This is a genomic window from Cyanothece sp. BG0011 (assembly GCF_003013815.1).
GTDB lineage: Bacteria > Cyanobacteriota > Cyanobacteriia > Cyanobacteriales > Microcystaceae > Crocosphaera.
Genome location: NZ_PRLH01000155.1, coordinates 1 through 19,197, shown reverse-complemented (window position 1 = coordinate 19,197; position 19,197 = coordinate 1). Strand labels below are relative to the sequence as shown.

The window sequence follows — 19,197 nt, the reverse complement described above, 5'->3', positions numbered from 1 at the left end:
TCGCTATGACTTTGGGTTCGATTAGTAATAATGTTATTTTCAATTTACCTACAATTAAACTGAGTCATTAATCTAATCATAATTAGGATAATCTCAATAAATTTAAGAAGGATTATTGTTATTTTAATCTTTCATTTTTTCGGTAACTTGTTATTAAATCTAATATGAATAATCTTTCTATTTTCTTATCAGAGTCTCATAAAAATAGGGAAATTTTGCAACAAAAAAATAGTTTTTTTCAAGCAATATTTACACTAAGCAATATAGACAATAAAAGACATTTTTTAATTCAAAGTAATGCCCCATTTCAAACTAAATTTAATGATGAGAATCAACGGCAACGTTATCAAAAGTATTTACCGAACCCTAGAGAAATTAGCGAATTACAAGACTATCCAACCCTAAACAGTAATCATATTTGGTTTGATGCGCTTTATGCGTTAGCTATAGAGGAAGTTCGTCAATGTTCTGTTTCTAGTATCAGTGACGGTTCTTATAATAATGGACAACCTATGGGAAATACCATTAAGGGTGGCTTTTTTGACACAGGGTTATTCTGGACTTACGTCTGGACCAGAGATATTGCTTATTCTCTGGATCTTAGTTTAGCTAATCTCGATCCGATTCGCGCCCTTAATTCGTTAAATTTTAAACTGTCCGAACGTCGTAGTGGTGGTAACTTACAAATTATACAAGATACCGGAACCGGAGGCAGTTACCCCATTTCTAGCGATCGCGTGGTTTGGTCTTTGGGTTCTCGTGCTTTATTAAAACAATTAAATGGAGAGAAAAAAAACAATTTTGCTCAACGTTCCTATGAAGCTCTTAAAAATACCATTGAACACGATCGCATAGTTATTTTTGATAAAAAAGATGGACTATATCGTGGAGAACAATCTTTTTTAGATTGGCGAGAACAAAGTTATCCCTATTGGACTGCTCATGATCCGGTACAAATTGGAATGTCGAAAGCTTTATCAACAAATTGCTGTCATTTCCATGCTCTTGACTATGCTGCTTTTTTAGCCGGTGAATTGGGTTATAGGGTTGAGCAAAGGAAATATAATCAATGGGCGCAGCAATTAAAACAAGCCATCCGCACTCATTTGTATCTTCCGGAGCAACATCTTTATTCTACCTTTATTACTAGCACCTTTGCTCCTGGTCCGGCTCATCAATACGATTTATTGGGCAATGCTCTGGCTATTTTACTCGATATTGCTGATATGAAACAAGGACAGGAGATTGTTGCCCATTATCCTCAGTTTCCCCTGGGTCCCTCTGTCATTTGGCCACAACAAAGAGACACCCTTATTTATCATAATCAAGGAATGTGGCCCTTTGCCACGGCTTACTGGTTAAAAGCAGCGAAAAAGGTGAAAAATGCTCAAGCTGTTACCTTAAGCATGAGTGCTTTAGTCCGTGGTGCTGCCCTTAGTTTATCAAATATGGAAAATTTCGATGCAGTCAGTGGACAAGTAGAAATAGACTCAGAAAATAAAGAACCTCAAGTTAATTCTCCCCGTCAATTGTGGTCTGTCGCGGGTTATATTTCTATGATTCATGACATCATTTTCGGCATTACTTGGACAGATTCAGGATTACATATTGCTCCCTATATTACTAGGGAATTCCGTCATTACCTTTTACCAAATAGTCATCAATTAGTTTTAAATAACCTTTATTATCGTAATCATCAACTTAATATTACCCTGAATTTACCGCCATTAACTGAGGAAATCGTAGGGACTTATCACATTAAAAAAATACGTCTTCATGGTAATGTTGTTACCTCTAATATTCCTGAATCTATGTTAAGCGATCGCAATCAGATCGAGGTTGATTTAGGAGAAGGTACCACTCAACAATCTTCTATTAATCTTGTCACCAATTTAGATAATTATCAATATCGTTTTGCTCCTCGTCCTCCCATTGTTGAGTCTATTTATGCTGTTGATAATCAATTAGAAATCCAGTTCAATATTAATAAAGAAAATCCTAATGATGTCACAATTAATGTTTATCGAGATGGAGTATTAGTCGCTAAAAATTTATCTGGAAATCGTACAAGATGGCGAGATACTGATAGTCAAGAAAATAATACTCCAAGTTATTGTTATAACTTAGAAGCAGTTTATATTAATAGCGGAAATACTTCCCAACGCTCCGCTCCTTTTTGTTATTGGGGTCTTAATTCTCATCGCATCTATGGTGTAAATGCCAATGAATTTGCTGTAGTGGGGGGAACTTTTTCCTCAAGTCATGGCAGAGATTATTATGATCATTGGGGTGCGCCAGAAGATACTATTACGGTAAATATACAAGCACAATTTACTGGTTCCCATGCTATACAAGTCATTGCTGGAAATGGTTCAGGTCCGATTAGTACAGGAATTAATTGTGCTGTAAAACACTTACAAATGAAGAATTTAGGCAATAATCAAATAGTAGCTGATGGTTATTTAATGATGCCACAATTGGGGACTTGGGAGCGTTGGTTAGAGTCTTCAGTAATTTTTACTAACGTAGATTTAATCGCTCAAGAAACTTATGAAATCATAATTTTTGAAGATGAACAAGCGATTAATATGTCCAGCTTTATTCACAATGAAACCTATAATAGTAATAGAGTAAATAATCACCCATTTAATTATGTCAATATTGCTCAAATTAACTTAAATTCTTTAACTAATTAAGATAAAAATTAACTAAACATGGGTCAATAATTCCCAGTTATGACCGTCTTTATCATAAAAGTAGAAACCCCGTCCTCCTTGGCGATGGTTGATGGGTCCAATATTGTTGTGCATGGGGTCATTATTTCTCCTAAAAAATTATTTAGTCAGCCGATCTTTTTAGTTTTTGCCGGATTATTAGGACTTGTTTGTGCCATGAGTTACGAAGTCACCGCTTCTTTATGGCCACCTGTTATAAATCACCACAAAAATCGAAATAATTGCCCAATCTGAATAGGGTTCAAACATGGTACAACGCCTTTTTTAATAATATTTTTCATATTTAAGGCTTAAATCTAACACATTTCAAATATTGACAATGAGCAATCATTAACTTATTTCTTCGGAAAACAAGATAATTCCGAAAACGGCGATCGCCGTTTTAGATCCAGGGACTCAATTGTTGAAATATTGTCAAATCATCGTTTAAATTTTAAAGAAAAATGACATTAGGAAATGTTTAATGAATCTAAGTCAAGCCAGAGACAGTCGTAACCTTGTGTTAGATTATGCTCTAGGAATCTGCCTCCTACCCAATCGGTGGGAACTTATGTTGATGTTGGACAAGAATGGTCTTTTTTATCCCATCAAAATGATTTTATGCCCAATCATGTTGTCGATACCTATCAAGCAGCCATTGAACGAGAAGTTGAAAGCGATCGCTCTCGTCAATATCCCATTTCTGGATTGATGTAATCACCATAACCTAATTTTAATGACAATAATCTTTTAAAGCATAAGCAATTTGTTCTTGTTCTTCGAGAGTAAGATCAGGAAACATCGGTAAAGATAACACTTCTTTAGCCGCTTTTTCAGTCATCGAAAAATCTCCCTTTTGATACCCTAAACTTTCATAAACTTTTTGTAAATGCAAAGGAATCGGATAATAAATCATTGAGATCACCCCATTTTCTTGTAGTTTTTGTCTCAGGTTATCTCTGGTTGTTGTTTCTTGGTTACTTTTATTTTCTACTAAAATAGTATATTGATTCCAAACATGATAACCTCCCTTGATTTCTTGAGGCAGTTGTATCCCTGGAATAGGTGCTAATAGTTGATGATAGCGTTGTGCAATTTCTCTTCTCTGCTCATTCCATTGATTGAGATAACGCAATTTAACTTGTAAAATAGCGGCTTGAATACTGTCAAGACGACTATTAATCCCCACAACATCATGATAATACCGTTGTGCTGAACCATGTTCTTTGATTATTTGTATCTTTTGGGCGATCGCTTGATCATTAGTCGTCACTGCCCCACCATCCCCACAAGTTCCTAAATTTTTGGTAGGAAAGAAGCTAAAACAACCCACATGACCGATACTACCGACGATTTGCTCCCCCCATTTTGCCCCAGTCCCTTGGGCGCAGTCTTCAATAACGTAGATGTTATACGTTTGAGCAATGTCCATGATACGGGTCATATTCACCGGCTGACCGAAAAGATGAACCGGAATAATGGCTTTCGTTTGGGGGGTAATAGCTGCTTCTATGGCTTCAACATCGATGTTAAAGGTATCACGCTCAATATCAACAAAAACTGGTTTTGCTCCCACTAAACTAATGGTTTCTGCTGTCGCAATGAAGGTAAACGGTGTAGTAATTACTTCATCCCCTGGTCCAATATTTAAGGCTTTTAAGGCTAAATAAAGGGCATCGGTTCCTGAATTACAGCTAACACAATCAGAACTCCCGACATATTCAGCTAACTGCTGCTCAAAGTCGCTGACCACTGCACCACCGATATAACGACCGGAGCGCACAACTTCAAGGACAGCGCTATCAATTTCGTCACTGATGAGCTTATATTGACGAACTAAATCAACAGGGGGAATGGTATTCACTGGCATCTTAACCAAAGGTTTTTACTTATGAAAGCAAATTTTTTCCCAAAAGGGAAGTCTTATCAGAAAAATGAACCCTAAAACATTTTATCTAAACGATTAATACGACGCAGCAGCCGAATAAAGCCCCATGCAGGAACTAACCCCAAGATAATAACTACCACTGCAATTTTAAGATAACCGTTCACAAACAACAGAGTTCCGCAAATGACTAAGGCACTGAAAAACACACTGTAATTGGTGGCCATTTGCATCATACCCACACGACGTAATAAACGATCGGATTCAACGGAACGGACTCTTAATTTAATATCACCCCGGTCTAACTTTGCGATCGTATCGTCAATGCGTCGCGGTAAACCTAAAGCTGTGTTACTGACTTGAGTCGCTTGTCGAGTAATTTCGTCTATGATACTATTGCCGGTTTTGCCATCGAGATCAGCCACTAAGTCTAAGGCAAAGGGTTGCGCTACCTCCATAAAATTGAAATTAGGATCTAACCCCTTCCCTACCCCTTCTAGGGTCGAAAAGGCTCGCATCACAAAGGTAAAGGTGGCAGGAAAGCGAAAGGGCTGATCGTAAGCAATTTCATATAAATCATCGCTGATCGCAGCAATTGATTGTTCTTCAAAGGGTTTGTCCATGAAGTTATCTAACATGAACTGCACCGAACGACGCACCGGTCCCATGTCATCGGTAGGACTCAAAGCACCCAAGGAAATTAAAGCAGATACCACGCGATCGCCGTCTTTTTGAGCAATACCAAACAAAGTATCCATTAACTTTTCCCTGACATTGGTATTAATGCGCCCCATCATGCCAAAATCATAAAAAATTAACGATCCATCCGTATCGACAGCAATATTGCCAGGGTGAGGATCAGCATGGAAAAAGCCATCGTTAAGGAGTTGGCATAAATAAGCTTTTGCCCCTAACCTCGCCAATAACTTGCGATCTAACCCTGCCGCTTCTAATCCTTCATAATGACTAATTTTAATCCCTGGAAGGTACTCTAAAGTCAGCACACGGGGGGACGTATACCGCCAGTACACCCTCGGCACTTTTACCCAATTTTCTCCCCTAAAGTTGCGCCGAAAGGTATCTGCGTTTTGCCCTTCATTGAGATAGTCAGTTTCTTGCCAAAGAATCTTACAACATTCTTCGTAAATACCTAGCCAGTCCCGTCCTTTTCCCCATCTTGGGTGGTTTTGGAAATAATAGGCTATTTTCTTCAGAATCGCTAAATCAATGGTAAACAGTTGCTTTAGGCCCGGCCGTTGTATCTTAACGACCACCTCTTCTCCTGAATGGAGTTTGGCTTTATGCACTTGACCTAAACTAGCGGCTGCGATGGGAACGGGGTCAAAATTCCGAAATAGCTTAGATAAGGGCTTTCCTAGGTCTTTTTCGACAATTTTACTCACTTGCTCATAGGTAAAGGCCGGAACTTCATCTTGTAACTTAGAGAGTTCTTCGACGTATTCAATAGGAAAGAGGTCGGCACGAGTTGAGAACAATTGTCCTACTTTGATAAAGGTTGGACCGAGATTTAACAAATTTTCCCGTATCCAAACCGCTTGTATTTTCCGTCTGGCAGCTAATTTTTCTTCTGTAAAGCCACCTTTATAGGTCCATTTCTTACCATTGCGCCAAAAACGGAACAGCAAGGAGAGAACGAACCGCCAAATATCTAAACGACGGCGCGTAATCGAATAGTTTTCACGGTTCCAACGGTACTTTTCAGCCGTTTCTAACTGGCTGATGCTTTTGGGGACAGAAGCACCGTTTTTCTTGACTAGGGATGATTTGGCGTTTGATGACAGGGCAGACACTCGGCTTATTTGGGTTCTACTAATTTGGGCTTATATAATAAATTTAAAACTTTAAAGGAGAATTATGCTTTTGTATTGCGATAATTCTTTAATTCGGCTTTGAGACGGGCAATTTCAGCCCTTAGGTCGTCAATGGTCTCTTGAAGATCCACAGAAGAACCATTATCGGTGGTTGTGGTGGTGGTGCTAGTGGTTCCTTGAGTCGCTTCTCTTTCGGCACGGAGTTGGACTTCTTCGATAAACTGACGCAGGTTTTCCCTTTGCTCAGCATCAAACTTTCCTAACTCGCTTAGGGCTTCGGTTAAGGACTCTTCTACTTTCTCGCTGAGAACTTCAGCAAAGGCTCGGCCTAAAAAGAAGGCGTGAAGAACAGGATTACTCATTTGATAAACTTTGTTAACGCTTTTGTAACAAATTATATCTTGCTTCTTGAAAAAATGTGTCCCAGACTCCTGAATATTCTGTTTCTGAGTCCAAAAAAATGACTAATTAATCGATTCTCTTGCCTCTAGTTACATTTGTGCTATGATAAAAAATGCAATACGCAAGCCCGCGGATGTGGTGGAATCGGTAGACACGCACGCTTGAGGGGCGTGTGGCTCACGCCATGCGAGTTCAAGTCTCGCCATCCGCATTTTTCAGGATTATCAGTGAAAATTCCCACCTAAAAACACTACAAAAAGTAATGTTTTGGGTGGGAATTTAACGATTAAACAAGTCCGACTAATTTTTCACTTAAGTCCCACATCCGTTCTGCTTTAGCTTCATCTTGGGCTTGGGGTGACACCTTCTGAACAAAAGCGTCTTTACGATCTTTTTTCTGACGGTTTCCCCAACTCCAATAAGACCCAGATTGACCATATTCGGGTTTGGTGACCACATCGGCGACCCGTTCCCCGGCTAATTCTTGGGAAACATAACCCCCGGTAATATTTTTCTGGAACCAAGGGAAGATTTTTTGAAAGAGGGGATAGTGGTTACGGAATAGAGGGGTATCGGCCACACATCCTGGATACAGAGAAGTAAACACAATCCCAGTATGATCATGATAGCGTCGATGAAGTTCTCGCATGGTTAGAACATTGCAAACTTTGCTATCTTTATAGGCTTTAACCGGTTCAAATTTCTTACCATCTATCATGGAAATGGGTTCTTTAAAGCCATCAGCAAACCCCTCTAAGTTCCCTAAGTCCGGACGAGGTGGAATTTTACCCCCTAATTCGTTGGGGTTGTGGGTGACAGTCCCTAAAATAACCATTCGTTTTTCAGGGGCCGACGACCTTTTCAAATCCTCTAACATTAAATTACAGAGGAGGAAATGACCCAGATGATTAGTGGTCATACTTAATTCATAGCCTTCTGGACTCCGCAGGGGTTCTTTAAGTAAAGGCATATAAATGGCTGCATTGCAGACTAAGGCATCAAGGGACTTACCAGTGGACCGAAAATCTTTGACGAATTGTCGTACACTGTCTAAATTGCCTAGATCAATTTGCATCACCGTATACCTGTCTAAAGGAATACCTAAAGACTGGGCTGCTTGGTGGGCTTTCGGTTGGTTGCGACAAGCCATCACCACATACCAACCTCTATCCGCTAGGGCTTTAGCAGCATATAACCCGACTCCTGAGGAAGCGCCGGTAATGATTACTGTGGATTTACGATTTTCTACCATATAAATTGAGACTCCCAAAAGATTTCATAACCAAATATCCAGCATCTCACACCACGTTGTCATTTTAGTAACTATGTAATGTGCCAAATTTTAGGGGACGCTGTAAAGAACCTCGGTTTGACGAAAATGGGTTATCAGTTACCAGTTGTCAGGGACTAAACACTTAGAAGGTGGAATTCATTAAACCTTGATGACTCCTCATTCTACATTCTGATGACTGGTCACTGATCACTGGTTACTACTCTTATGGTAGCAATGATGGTGTTACTTGAGTGATCACCACGAAAGTGTGATCAATTAACAAATTTTACAATAGATTAAATCACCGGTTCGTCTTGAATTTTAATGTTACAATATTTAATAGATAAGTGGATAATATTGCTTTGATTTGAAGCCATTAACAATGATTAAAACTACGTTAAGAAGCATCAATGAAAACATCTATATCACTGAACTAACTTTTTGATCCCTCTGTAGAACTTATCTAAATACCCTCACTTCTACCCTCTCTTACGTAAGTCAAAAAAAACTTTATTTAAAATTAACCAATAGTACCCAATACTTTACTGTCAAAAAGCCATATCCTAAAAGTATAGAGAAAACAACAGGAGCCAAACCAATGAAACTAAACAACACCTTTGCTGCTATCTTAACCGTTGCTTTAACTGCTGGTCTTAATGTTTCTGCATTCGCTGCACCCATTAACGCCGAAACCCTTAAAGAACATAGAGAAAACAAAATAGAAAATATAGAAAACAATAATAAGTCTGATAAAGATTCTAAGACCTCTCAACAAGGGTCTCAAGGAGGCAAGTGTATGTGGCCTGGGAGCGGATGCTAAGTTTTTAAGTATTCAAAACTATAGATGCTAATAGCCCAACTTCGACAGATATGATCATTTATATTAATGGAAAATAAAGATGAAATAGCTAACTCACATAAAAACTATGATTATAATTGGGTCAAAGAAATATTTTATCTGACTCATCTACATGAAAGCTTCTCGTATAATCAAACCCTTTTATGCTTGCATTGTAGGAACTGGTATTGTTATCAACCAAACCTTAACCATACCCAGTACATTAGCTCAAATTACTAGAGATAATACAGTCGGAACCCAAGTCGAAAACATAACCCAGGACGGGATATTGACGATTACAGGGGGTGAACAAAGAGGGGGGAATCTCTTCCACAGTTTTGAGCAATTTTCTGTTCCCAACGGCACTACTGCTAATTTTCAGAATTCCTCAACTATTAATAATATTATCAATCGCGTCACAGGGTCTTCATTGTCTAACATTGAAGGAAGGATCACAGCTAATGGCATAGCCCATTTTATCCTCATCAACCCCAATGGCGTGACTTTCGGTCCCAATGCTCAAATAGATATTAATGGGTCATTCCTCGCAACCACTGCTGAGAGTATGACCTTTGCTGATGGCATACAGTTTAGCGCAACCAATCCACAACCTAACCCCCTATTAACCATGAGTGTTCCTGTGGGGTTACAATTTGGAATCAATCCAGGGACAATTGTTAATAGGGCAAATAACCTTAATTTAAACCCAGGTCATACCTTTGCTTTGGTGGGTGGAGATATTGAGTTTCCAGGGGGTAATCTAACAGTTCCTCAAGGAAGAGTAGAATTAGGAAGTGTGGGGAGTAATAGTCAAGTTCAACTGAGAACAACTGGTGTCGGATTTGAGTTAGGTTATGAAGGGGTAGAAACCTTTAGGGATATTTCTTTATTTCAACAAGCGTCTGTTACTGCTAATAATTCCGCTATTCAGTTACAGGCACAAAATATAAGAATAAGTGAACAAGCTCAAGTTAGAAGTGATACTAGGAATTCTCAACCTGGGGGAAATTTAACCGTTAATGCCTTTGAGTCAATAGAAATTTCTGATGGTCTTCAACAAAGACAGGGCGGCCCAACATCGGGATTATTTGCAACAGTTGTACTTGGTGCAACCGGTCAAGGGGGTAAGATCACTGTCAATACAAAGAAAGTGATCTTACGAGAAGGGGGGAGAATTTCGGCAGAAGTTGGGGGAACAGGCAATGGAGGCACAATCAATGTTAACGCTTCTGAATCAATTGAAATAATTGGTACAGGTTTTTTTGGTCCTAGTTTTATTGCAACTAATACAGTGAATCAAGCTGATGGCGGACCGATTAATATCAATACCAAAAAATTAACTCTTCAAGACGGGGGACAAATCTCTGCCGTCAGTGTTTCTATTGGTAGGTCTGAGTTTTTAGGAAATGCAGGAGAAATTACCATCAATGCTTCTGAATTGATCAATGTTAATGGTACAGGGGGAGTGACTTTTAATAACTCTATTGTACCTAGTCGTATTACGTCTGAAACGGGGTTTCAGGACTTAGGTTTATCAGGATTTGCTCCAGGAGGCAGTGTTAATATTAATACCAATCAACTAACCGTTACCAATGGGGGTATTATTTCGGCCGCAAGTTTAGGTCAAGGCAATGCAGGAAACGTCAATATTACTGCTCATTCTATCTTTTTAGACAATCAAGGAGTAATAACAGCATCCTCTGAAGGGACGGGCAATGCAGGAAACTTAACGATTAACACCGATCAATTAACGGTTAATAATCGCTCAGAAGTGGCTGTTAGAAGCATTGGAACGGGTCAAGGGGGTAATTTAACCCTCAATGCGCAGTCTATTGCTTTGGATAATAACAGTCAACTCACCGCTACCAGTGAAGCATTAGACCCAGAAACTGCCCGAGAATTAGGACTCGATCCAGACATTTTAGAATTAGATAATGGTTTAGCCAATGCTGGCAGTTTAACCATTGCCACGGATAATCTCAGGGTTAATAATAATTCAGAAGTCACTGTTAGCAGTTTTGGCTTAGGAAATGCCGGAAATATGAATGTACAAGCAGAAAATATCTTTTTAGATAACAGTAGTCGCTTATCAGCCGAAACCGCATCGGGAGAAGGGGGAAATATTAACCTTGATGTGGATCAATTTTTAACGCTACGTCGAAATAGCACGATTTCCACCACCGCCGGAACCACAGGAGGACTCGGAAATGGGGGAAACATCGATATTAATGCCCTGTTTATGATTGCCGTTCCCACAGAAAACAGTGATATTATTGCCAATGCGTTTCTAGGACGGGGAGGAAATATTAGTATTGATGCTGCTGGGGTGTTTGGTATCGAAGAACGGGAAAGATTAACCCCTCTCAGTGATATCACCGCCAGTTCTCAGTTTGGCCAAGTGGGCAATATTGGTATTAACCGGCCTGATGTTGACCCCCAACGAAGTTTAGTTAAACTGCCTGAGCAAGTAGTGGACACGAGTAACATTGTTGTCGACGCTTGTCGTCCAGGTGGGGCTTTAACTAGAGGAGAGTTCACGATTACGGGACGGGGTGGTTTACCTTCTAACCCCAATGAAGGAGTGGACAACCCCACAGGATTAACCGAATTAGGTTATCCTAATACTGATTCATTGAATTCTATCCCTTTAGAGCAAGATCGTTCTTCTCCTACTTCTGAAGAACATCGTCATCAAAGCGAGACACATACACCCACTCTTGTCGAAGCACAAGGATGGATAATTAATGCTGATGGTAATGTAGTGCTAACAGCACAAGCACCCGCTGTGACTCCTCACAGTCCTGGTTTAAGCCCTGCTACCTGTTATGATTTGTCAACCCGTAACTCGTCTCCCTAACCTATTTTGTTATTGTTTTTCTCTTGTTTGGTTGAATGGGGTGTGTGCTACTCAATTAATGGCGCAATCTTTTGACAATAGCCCAATTCCTCCCACTTCTGTCCCTGAGTTACCCCAACCTAGTCCTTTACCCGAAACCCCGTTAACCCCTCCGACGGTTTCCCCTCTTCCTACAGAGGAAGTATCCCCGAACATTCCAGGAACCATTACGGTTAAGGCGTTTAGTTTTGAGGGAAACACCGCTTTTGATACAGAAGAATTAAAAGAAGTTATCGAAGAATTTATTGATCGCCCGTTGAGCTTTGCCGAGTTACTACAAGCGAGATCCGCCATTACTCAGTATTATGTGGATCAGGGTTATGTTACGTCTGGGGCTTATATTCCACCCCAAACCATCGAAAATGGTATTGTTACGATTAAAATTGTCGAAGGCCAATTAGAAGACATTCAAGTGACCGTTGAAGGTAAACTCAATCCTAATTATGTCCGCGATCGCTTGGCCTTAGGAGGACAAACCCCGTTAAATATTCCTCGCTTAGTGGAGTCTTTACAACTACTACAATTAAACCCGATTATTGAGAGTATTTCGGCAGAATTAACCCCCAGTCCCCGTCCCGGTAATAATATTTTAGTGGTTAATGTTGTCTCGGCCCGTTCCTTTTATCCGAGTCTTCTGTTTGATAATGGCCGTAACCCCCAAGTCGGAGAAATTCGTCGGGGGTTTAATTTAACTGAAAATAATTTATTGGGTATTGGTGATAAAGCAGAATTTACTTACTATAATACGGATGCCAGTGACGATGTCGAGGTGACTTATCAAGTTCCTGTTAATGTTTATAATGGCACCATTGAAGTCGGATATAGAAGTTTAACCGGGGAAATTATCGAGGAACCTTTAGATATTTTAGACATTAATTCCGATTATCAAAAGTATTCTTTTCGCTTCCGACAACCGATTATCCAAACTCCCTCACAAGAATTTACGTTAGGCTTAGATGTTGATCATCAAAAGAGTAAAACCCTCTATTTAGATGGTCTTGCTTTTCCGTCTCGGGGTTCTGATACCAATGGAAGAACTCACATTTCTACTGTTAGATTTTCTCAAGAATGGGTAGGAAGATCAGCAACGCAAGTATTATCAGCAAGGTCAGAATTTGACTGGGGAATTGAAGCTTTTGGAACGACTACACCCTTTGATTTACAAGTCAATCCTGATGCTCCTTATAGTAACTATTTTCTATGGCGAGGGCAAGCACAATGGGTGAAATTATTAGCACCAGACACTTTATTTGTCATTAGAAGTGATATGCAGTTGGCCGATCGTGCGATTGTATCTTTAGAACAATTTTCTTTAGGGGGTTTAGGAAATGTTGAAGGATATCGTCAAAATTCTTTACTGACAGATAATGGTATTTTTGCAGCCATGGAGTTACGTTTTCCAGTTTATCGTCTTCCTAAAGATAGGTTTGTGGTGCAAATTGTTCCTTTTTTAAACTATGGTCAAGGATGGAATACTGGGGAAGAACCCGATCCCCCCATTAATGAATTAGCTTCGGTTGGGGTTGGGTTACAAGTACAATATGGTGACTTTTTTAATGCCCGTCTTGACTGGGCAAACCGTTTAGGAAAAGAACTGTTTCAAGGGGGTGAGTCTTTACAGGATGATGGTATTTTTTTTACGATTACCATTAGTCCATAATATCCATAATAAGAGATCAATTAAGCGACTTTTCTCCAACGGCAATCTAATTTGTCAAACTATTGTAAGATAACTAAAAGTTGTATGTTTGGAGTTCTTATGGAGTCTAATCTTCTCTCGGCGGTTTTTCTTCCCCTCGCTTTATTTATTATTATGATGGGCATGGGTTTGGGTCTAAAAATTGTTGATTTTCAGCGTATTTTAATTGAACCGAAAGGGGTATTTTTTGGTTTAATTGCTCAATTAATTATCTTACCTATTATTGGTTTTTTGTTAGCTGGAATGTTCTCCTTAACCCCAGAGTTAGCCGTTGGAGTGGTTATTTTAGCTGCTTGTCCGGGGGGCGCAACCTCTAATGTAATTAGTTATTTACTACGGGGTAATGTTGCTTTATCCGTTACTTTAACCGCTATCAGTAGTCTAATTACTATTATTACCATTCCTCTGGTGATTAATTTGGGAATGCAGACATTTATGGCAACGGATACAGCATTGCAATTACCTATCTTAAAAACCATTATTCAAATTGCGGTCATTATTTTTATTCCTATTGTTTTAGGGATGTTAGTTAACTACTATCGACCTAAATTAGCCAGTAAACTTGAGAAAATTGTTAAATGGTTATCCTTGTTTTTTTTAGGATTAATTATTTTTGGTTTATTAGTTAAGGGACGTGCTGATTTACTGCCCAATTTTTTACAAGTTGGAGGAGTCACTTTAAGCTTAAATTTGGTTACCATGTTTCTAGGATATACTCTAGCTACTCTAGCTAAACTTGACGAAAAAAGTACCAAAACGATCACGGTTGAAGTAGGCATCCAAAATGGAACATTAGCGATTACGATTGCTAGTGTTTTGTTAAATTCACCAACCATGGCGATTCCTGCTGGTATCTATAGTTTACTGATGTTTGTCACTAGCGCAGGGTTTGCTTTATTAGTCCGTAATCGAAAGGTTATTTCTGTATAATAAAATTCTAAAATCTCCTAGGGTGGGCATTGCCCACCTTACCTATACTAAAGGTACGAAAAAATCTAAATTACTGGGGAATTTTTTGTAATTGAGTTTGTAAAGATTGTTCAGAATTAATGATTAAACCGCTTAAAGTTTGACCCAGAAAACTCGGAATTTTATCAGCTTCTTGAGGGAATAAAAGCCAACGACTACCCAATGGTAAATTATCGAAACTTGCAGGATTTTCTGTTATCCAAATTAAAGGTATTTTAGGTAAACTATGTTGGCTATCGTCTTCTTCTGTACTAACAGCCGCTAACGTTTCTAATACAGTCCGATTACCATAAATAAGTCCCGTTTTTGCTGTCCATAATTTAACATTGAGTTGGGCGTGACTGGCATAAAAATATAAAGAAGCTGCTGCAATAACCGCCTGTTCAAAATTATCATCTTTCCAACTTGAACCACTATCCAAACAAATAATAATATCTTCTCCCCCTGTGATAACTTCTAACTCCCTTACCTGAAACTCATCATATTTGGCACTAGTCCGCCAATGGATCATCCGCATGGGATCACCATAACGATAGGGCCGTAACGCCTTCGTAACCCCCTCACTGGCTGCTTGAAAACGGCGATCGCTTTGTTTTTGGTCACTGTCTTCTTGTCCGATGGTATCAATCAAAGGACAATGATTTAAGGGCAATATCTGAGGATAAACCACTGCTTTAGCAGGGACTTCGTGACTCCGACGACACGAAAACAGTCCTAACGGGGAACCACTGCGTAACTCTACTTCATGCCAATGATAGACCCCTCTCTGTTGAGTGGTTAGGTAATAGGTCCAATGGTGTTCTCCTTGGGGTGCAATGGCTTCGATAGCAGTGTTTTTCGGCTGTTCCATGACCCCAGGAACCATATCCCAGAGTTGTAGTAAGGTTTTAGGAGATTTTGACTTATTTTCGATGATTAGTTCGATAGTGAGATCATCCCCTGCACTGACAGGGTTAAGGGGACTGCGATGAACTTCTATTTTAGAGAGCGATCGCACCGATAAAATAGCGGACAACACCAATAATGCCAAAATAGTACCGCTTAGCACATATAGCCATCCGGCCATAGTATTGGTTGCTGCGCCAAAGAAACATAAAGCTAATACAGCTAATAACCAGCCACCAAAGGCGGGGGTTGTCCAATGGGTTTCTAACCAGTCTGTGAGGGGAAAAGTGCCTTGTCTCGCCATAATATTAGTTCAGTAAAGTGTGGCGTTTGTTCATGTTTTAATCATAGCAAAACTTCGACTTACACAAAGTTAAGTTTATTATTATTAAATTTGATTAACTTATGGTTAATGGCGTGATGGCTGTCACTGTGCTTGATGATAAAAATTACTATAATTTATATTATGGAACTACCAAACAATTTTAAAAATGACTGTTGATATTGATACTCGTGTAAAAAGTGTTTATAAATTAGCTAAAAGCTATCCTGATAATGAACAATTACAAGAAGCAGTAGGGGTAGTTAAAACGTTACGACGTTCTCAAGGTCAATTAGCTTTTTGGAGTGAACAACATAAAATAGACAAGAAAAAATTAAGAGCTGAGATTATTACCCTATGCAAAGAAAATCAAGAATTAGACGTACAAATAAAATTAAAACTTGAAGATATTAATTCTTTAAAATCTGAATTAGCACAGATTAACCAACAAATGACTCAATTAACTCAAGAAAAACAAAAAGTTATAGCTCAACGAGATAAAGTTATTGCTGATTTAAGACACATTGAAACTGAGGTAGAGTTGGCAAGGATGAAAGTTCAGCAAACACAGTCTATTTATGGAAAATTAGGGATTCTTTGGACATTAATTCAATCATTATTTTTTAGTGATGATCCTCAAGGTTTTGGTAAAATAGATAATAGTGTTGAGTCTGATCCTGATAAACCTTGGATGGGAACCAGTTCTGCTGATATTGGTAGAAATTTATTAGATAAATAATGAATATTTAGGGTAAAAACTATGTCACGATTTAGCAAATTAATTGAAGAGTTAGAAGATTTACAGCAACAGGATATTAAAAATTCTGCTCAAGTATTTTCAATCACAGCAACATTATCCACTCGTTTACATGAATTATTAACCTCTGTTGAAACTTCTAATAAAGCTCTTCCTAAAAGTAAAATAACCAAAGAAGAATTAATTAAGCGTTATGGAAATTATAACAATGCTTATGCTACTTATAAGAAAGCTTATGGTATAAAATGTAAGAAAGGCTGGAAGCATTTCTTAAAAGCGACTGAGGGATTATCGCCACCTGTTTCTTTAGAGGAAAGAGTTGATAAACTAGAAGAAACCGTTAAGTTATTAGTTAAAATTTTGCTCGAAAACGAAACAAAATTATAGATTGATAGTTAAAAAATAAATTTTGTAGGGGCTTAATATTATTAAGCCCCTATTAACTGCTAATATGATTAAAGTGAAACCTAAAAATTCAATTAATTCCCATTAAATAATTTGTGACAAAATAAGGGAAAAATGTGGCACAATAAAAAGTCCAGTGTTTACTCCCTAGACAATCATGGCTGAAGGAAACCCCGACTGGATACGTTTAGATAAAGCCCTTTCTGTTGAAGCAGAAAAAGGATTTACCAATTTACAGGGTAATCAATATCAGTTTAACGAATTTTTATGCCTTAATTTTGGTAACAGTCCTCCGACTGGGACTCCAACAAGCGATCGCAGAAAATGGCAAAATTTTGCTGCTCAATATGCTAATTATCCTAACTTAAGTGTAGCACAAAGAAAGACCTTAATTAGTCAAACCCGTCAATTTTTATATGAACTTAGAAAGACATTAGAAACCCCTTCAGAAACCCCAGCCCCCAAGTTACCAAAAACCACAGCAATTACTGATAAAAAATCTTCGTTACGTCCTGTTAGTTTAGATCAATCTTTAACTACTTTAGCAGAAGTGGGCTATAAAAGAGGAGAATTATTAAAAAGATTAGGACTTTATACAGTCAAAGACTTACTATTTTATTATCCCCGTGATCATATTGATTATGCCCGTCAAGTTACGATTAATAATTTAGTAGCAGGGGAAACTGTGACCATTGTCGGAACCGTAAAACGCTGTAATTGTTTTACCAGTCCCAAGAATAAAAAATTGAGTATTTTTGAGTTAATTTTAAGAGATCATACAGGACAACTTAAACTAAATCGTTTTTTTGCAGGGACTCGTTTTACCAGTAGAGGATGGCAAGAAAGACAAAAAAGAATTTATCCGTTAGGTTCAACTGTAGCAGCATCAGGGTTAGTGAAACAAAACCGCTACGGAATCACATTAGATAACCCAGAAATTGAAGTTTTAGATAGTGTTGGTTCAAGTATTGAGTCCATTAAAATCGGTCGAGTTTTACCTGTGTATCCCTTAACTGAAGGGGTAGGGGCTGATTTAATTCGTAAAGCGATTATTGCTAGTTTAGAGGCAATTAAACAAATACGAGATCCCTTACCTAGAGTATTAAGAGAACAATATGGTTTAATGAGATTAAAAGAAGCTATTAGTAACATTCATTTCCCTGAAACCCCTGAATTATTAGCCCATGCAAGACGGCGTTTAGTTTTCGATGAATTCTTTTATTTACAATTAGGATTTCTGCAACGTCGTCAAGAACACAAACAGATTCATAATAGTGCTGTTTTTACTCCGAAAGGAAGATTGATAGAAGAGTTTGATAATATATTACCTTTTAGTTTAACCAATGCTCAACAACGAGTAATTAATGAAATTTTAGAAGATTTAAACTCAGTAACGCCCATGAATCGTTTAGTCCAAGGGGACGTAGGGGCAGGTAAAACAATTGTTGCTGTTTTTGCTATTTTAGCGGCCTTACAATCAGGTTATCAAGCCGCATTAATGGCCCCCACTGAAGTCTTAGCAGAACAACATTATCGTAAATTAATTCCTTGGTTTAATCAACTCTATTTACCAGTAGAACTGTTAACAGGTTCGACAAAGAAAGCCAAAAGAGAAGAAATACACCGTCAATTAATCACAGGAGAATTACCCCTTTTAGTCGGAACCCATGCTTTAATTCAAGACCCCGTAAACTTTCAAAAATTAGGCTTAGTTGTTATCGATGAACAACATCGCTTTGGGGTACAACAACGGGCGAAACTATTAGCAAAAGGTAAATCTCCCCACGTTTTAACTATGACGGCAACCCCCATTCCTCGCACCCTTGCATTAACATTACACGGGGATTTAGATGTGAGTCAAATTGATGAATTACCCCCAGGAAGACAAGGGATACAAACCACAGTATTAACAGGAAAAGAACGGACACAAGCGTATGATTTAATTCGCCGAGAAGTTGCCCAAGGAAGACAAGTTTATATTATTTTTCCTATGATTGAAGAATCAGAAAAATTGGACGTAAAAGCAGCAGTGGAAGAACATCGAAAACTATCAGAAAAAGTGTTTCCAGATTTTAATATAGGGTTATTACACGGACGAATGAGTTCAGCAGAAAAAGATGAAGTATTAACCGCATTTCGAGATAATGACTATCAGATTATTGTCTCAACAACGGTTATAGAAGTTGGGGTAGATGTTCCCAATGCAACGGTTATGTTAATCGAAAATGCCGAACGGTTTGGACTATCACAGTTGCATCAATTAAGAGGTAGAGTCGGACGGGGTTCTCATAAGTCTTATTGTCTCTTGATGAGTAGCAGT

At 38.6% G+C, this 19,197-nt stretch carries 15 protein-coding genes, 1 tRNA gene and 1 pseudogene; 11 read left to right on the top strand and 6 right to left on the bottom strand.

Annotation, left to right across the window (positions count from 1 at the left end; genetic code table 11):
- Window positions 1-164: 164 nt before the first annotated feature.
- Complete coding sequence (locus C4E06_RS20380; RefSeq protein WP_107670219.1) at window positions 165-2,696, top strand: hypothetical protein; 2,532 nt, start codon at window positions 165-167, stop codon at window positions 2,694-2,696.
- A gap of 12 nt (window positions 2,697-2,708) precedes the next feature.
- Here the strand turns inward: C4E06_RS20380 and C4E06_RS29690 are convergent.
- Window positions 2,709-2,822, bottom strand: a pseudogene (locus tag C4E06_RS29690) (VOC family protein); the annotation flags it as partial.
- Between C4E06_RS29690 and C4E06_RS29685 the strand changes: the two are divergent.
- On the top strand, window positions 2,781-2,969 hold the full coding sequence (locus C4E06_RS29685) for a type II CAAX prenyl endopeptidase Rce1 family protein (RefSeq protein WP_370051351.1): 189 nt from the start codon (window positions 2,781-2,783) through the stop codon (window positions 2,967-2,969). The pseudogene C4E06_RS29690 and the gene C4E06_RS29685 sit on opposite strands and share 42 nt — an antisense overlap.
- Window positions 2,970-3,275: 306 nt before the next feature.
- Window positions 3,276-3,431: a hypothetical protein gene (locus C4E06_RS20370; RefSeq protein ID WP_198648881.1), complete on the top strand. Its 156-nt coding sequence runs from the start codon at window positions 3,276-3,278 to the stop codon at window positions 3,429-3,431.
- Between the two features lie 16 nt (window positions 3,432-3,447).
- On the opposite strand, the gene C4E06_RS20365 is transcribed toward C4E06_RS20370, so the two are convergent.
- From C4E06_RS20365 to C4E06_RS20355, 3 genes are all read right to left on the bottom strand, one after another.
- Window positions 3,448-4,584, bottom strand: coding sequence for a DegT/DnrJ/EryC1/StrS aminotransferase family protein (locus C4E06_RS20365; protein ID WP_107670217.1), 1,137 nt, complete (start codon window positions 4,582-4,584; stop codon window positions 3,448-3,450).
- A 71-nt stretch (window positions 4,585-4,655) separates the two neighbouring features.
- On the bottom strand, window positions 4,656-6,341 hold the full coding sequence (locus C4E06_RS20360; RefSeq protein ID WP_232826318.1) for an AarF/ABC1/UbiB kinase family protein: 1,686 nt from the start codon (window positions 6,339-6,341) through the stop codon (window positions 4,656-4,658).
- Window positions 6,342-6,472: 131 nt separating this feature from the next.
- Complete coding sequence (locus C4E06_RS20355; protein WP_107670213.1) at window positions 6,473-6,793, bottom strand: DUF6825 family protein; 321 nt, start codon at window positions 6,791-6,793, stop codon at window positions 6,473-6,475.
- 169 nt (window positions 6,794-6,962) lie between these two features.
- Between C4E06_RS20355 and C4E06_RS20350 the strand changes: the two genes are divergently transcribed.
- Window positions 6,963-7,044 (top strand) — tRNA-Leu (locus tag C4E06_RS20350).
- Between the two features lie 75 nt (window positions 7,045-7,119).
- On the opposite strand, the gene C4E06_RS20345 is transcribed toward C4E06_RS20350, so the two are convergent.
- A complete protein-coding gene (locus tag C4E06_RS20345; RefSeq protein WP_107670211.1) occupies window positions 7,120-8,085 on the bottom strand; it encodes a protochlorophyllide reductase in 966 nt (321 codons plus the stop codon).
- Between the two features lie 619 nt (window positions 8,086-8,704).
- On the opposite strand from C4E06_RS20345, the gene C4E06_RS20340 reads away from it, so the two are divergent.
- From C4E06_RS20340 to C4E06_RS20325, 4 genes are all read left to right on the top strand, one after another.
- A complete protein-coding gene (locus tag C4E06_RS20340) occupies window positions 8,705-8,926 on the top strand; it encodes a hypothetical protein (RefSeq protein ID WP_107670209.1) in 222 nt (73 codons plus the stop codon).
- 151 nt (window positions 8,927-9,077) lie between these two features.
- Window positions 9,078-11,801, top strand: coding sequence for an S-layer family protein (locus C4E06_RS20335; RefSeq protein ID WP_107670207.1), 2,724 nt, complete (start codon window positions 9,078-9,080; stop codon window positions 11,799-11,801).
- A complete protein-coding gene (locus C4E06_RS20330) occupies window positions 11,770-13,500 on the top strand; it encodes a ShlB/FhaC/HecB family hemolysin secretion/activation protein (RefSeq protein WP_107670205.1) in 1,731 nt (576 codons plus the stop codon). Before C4E06_RS20335 ends, C4E06_RS20330 begins: the two co-directional genes overlap by 32 nt.
- Window positions 13,501-13,599: 99 nt before the next feature.
- Window positions 13,600-14,469: a bile acid:sodium symporter family protein gene (locus C4E06_RS20325; RefSeq protein WP_107670203.1), complete on the top strand. Its 870-nt coding sequence runs from the start codon at window positions 13,600-13,602 to the stop codon at window positions 14,467-14,469.
- A 70-nt stretch (window positions 14,470-14,539) separates the two neighbouring features.
- Here the strand turns inward: C4E06_RS20325 and C4E06_RS20320 are convergent, their stop codons facing one another.
- Window positions 14,540-15,697 carry a DUF58 domain-containing protein gene (locus C4E06_RS20320; RefSeq protein WP_107670201.1) on the bottom strand — a complete coding sequence of 386 codons (1,158 nt, stop codon included), beginning with the start codon at window positions 15,695-15,697 and terminating at the stop codon, window positions 14,540-14,542.
- Between the two features lie 187 nt (window positions 15,698-15,884).
- Here C4E06_RS20320 and C4E06_RS20315 point away from each other — a divergent pair, with 187 nt between their 5' ends.
- The 3 genes from C4E06_RS20315 to recG form a co-directional block, all read left to right on the top strand.
- On the top strand, window positions 15,885-16,454 hold the full coding sequence (locus tag C4E06_RS20315; protein WP_107670199.1) for a hypothetical protein: 570 nt from the start codon (window positions 15,885-15,887) through the stop codon (window positions 16,452-16,454).
- A gap of 21 nt (window positions 16,455-16,475) precedes the next feature.
- Entirely contained in the window at window positions 16,476-16,859 is a 384-nt protein-coding gene (locus C4E06_RS20310) for a hypothetical protein (protein WP_107670197.1), read from the top strand.
- 175 nt (window positions 16,860-17,034) lie between these two features.
- Window positions 17,035-19,197 (top strand): ATP-dependent DNA helicase RecG (gene recG, locus C4E06_RS20305; protein ID WP_107670195.1); only part of this gene is annotated, 2,163 nt, incomplete at its 3' end.

Excerpts from the sequence above, each read along its gene's own strand:
- C4E06_RS20380 (WP_107670219.1), top strand. The coding sequence starts at position 165 with ATGAATAATCTTTCTATTTTCTTATCAGAGTCTCATAAAAATAGGGAA.
- C4E06_RS29685 (WP_370051351.1), top strand. The coding sequence starts at position 2,781 with ATGGTTGATGGGTCCAATATTGTTGTGCATGGGGTCATTATTTCTCCT.
- C4E06_RS20365 (WP_107670217.1), bottom strand. The coding sequence starts at position 4,584 with ATGCCAGTGAATACCATTCCCCCTGTTGATTTAGTTCGTCAATATAAG.
- C4E06_RS20355 (WP_107670213.1), bottom strand. The coding sequence starts at position 6,793 with ATGAGTAATCCTGTTCTTCACGCCTTCTTTTTAGGCCGAGCCTTTGCT.
- C4E06_RS20345 (WP_107670211.1), bottom strand. The coding sequence starts at position 8,085 with ATGGTAGAAAATCGTAAATCCACAGTAATCATTACCGGCGCTTCCTCA.
- C4E06_RS20340 (WP_107670209.1), top strand. The coding sequence starts at position 8,705 with ATGAAACTAAACAACACCTTTGCTGCTATCTTAACCGTTGCTTTAACT.
- C4E06_RS20335 (WP_107670207.1), top strand. The coding sequence starts at position 9,078 with ATGAAAGCTTCTCGTATAATCAAACCCTTTTATGCTTGCATTGTAGGA.
- C4E06_RS20330 (WP_107670205.1), top strand. The coding sequence starts at position 11,770 with ATGATTTGTCAACCCGTAACTCGTCTCCCTAACCTATTTTGTTATTGT.
- C4E06_RS20325 (WP_107670203.1), top strand. The coding sequence starts at position 13,600 with ATGGAGTCTAATCTTCTCTCGGCGGTTTTTCTTCCCCTCGCTTTATTT.
- C4E06_RS20320 (WP_107670201.1), bottom strand. The coding sequence starts at position 15,697 with ATGGCGAGACAAGGCACTTTTCCCCTCACAGACTGGTTAGAAACCCAT.
- C4E06_RS20315 (WP_107670199.1), top strand. The coding sequence starts at position 15,885 with ATGACTGTTGATATTGATACTCGTGTAAAAAGTGTTTATAAATTAGCT.
- C4E06_RS20310 (WP_107670197.1), top strand. The coding sequence starts at position 16,476 with ATGTCACGATTTAGCAAATTAATTGAAGAGTTAGAAGATTTACAGCAA.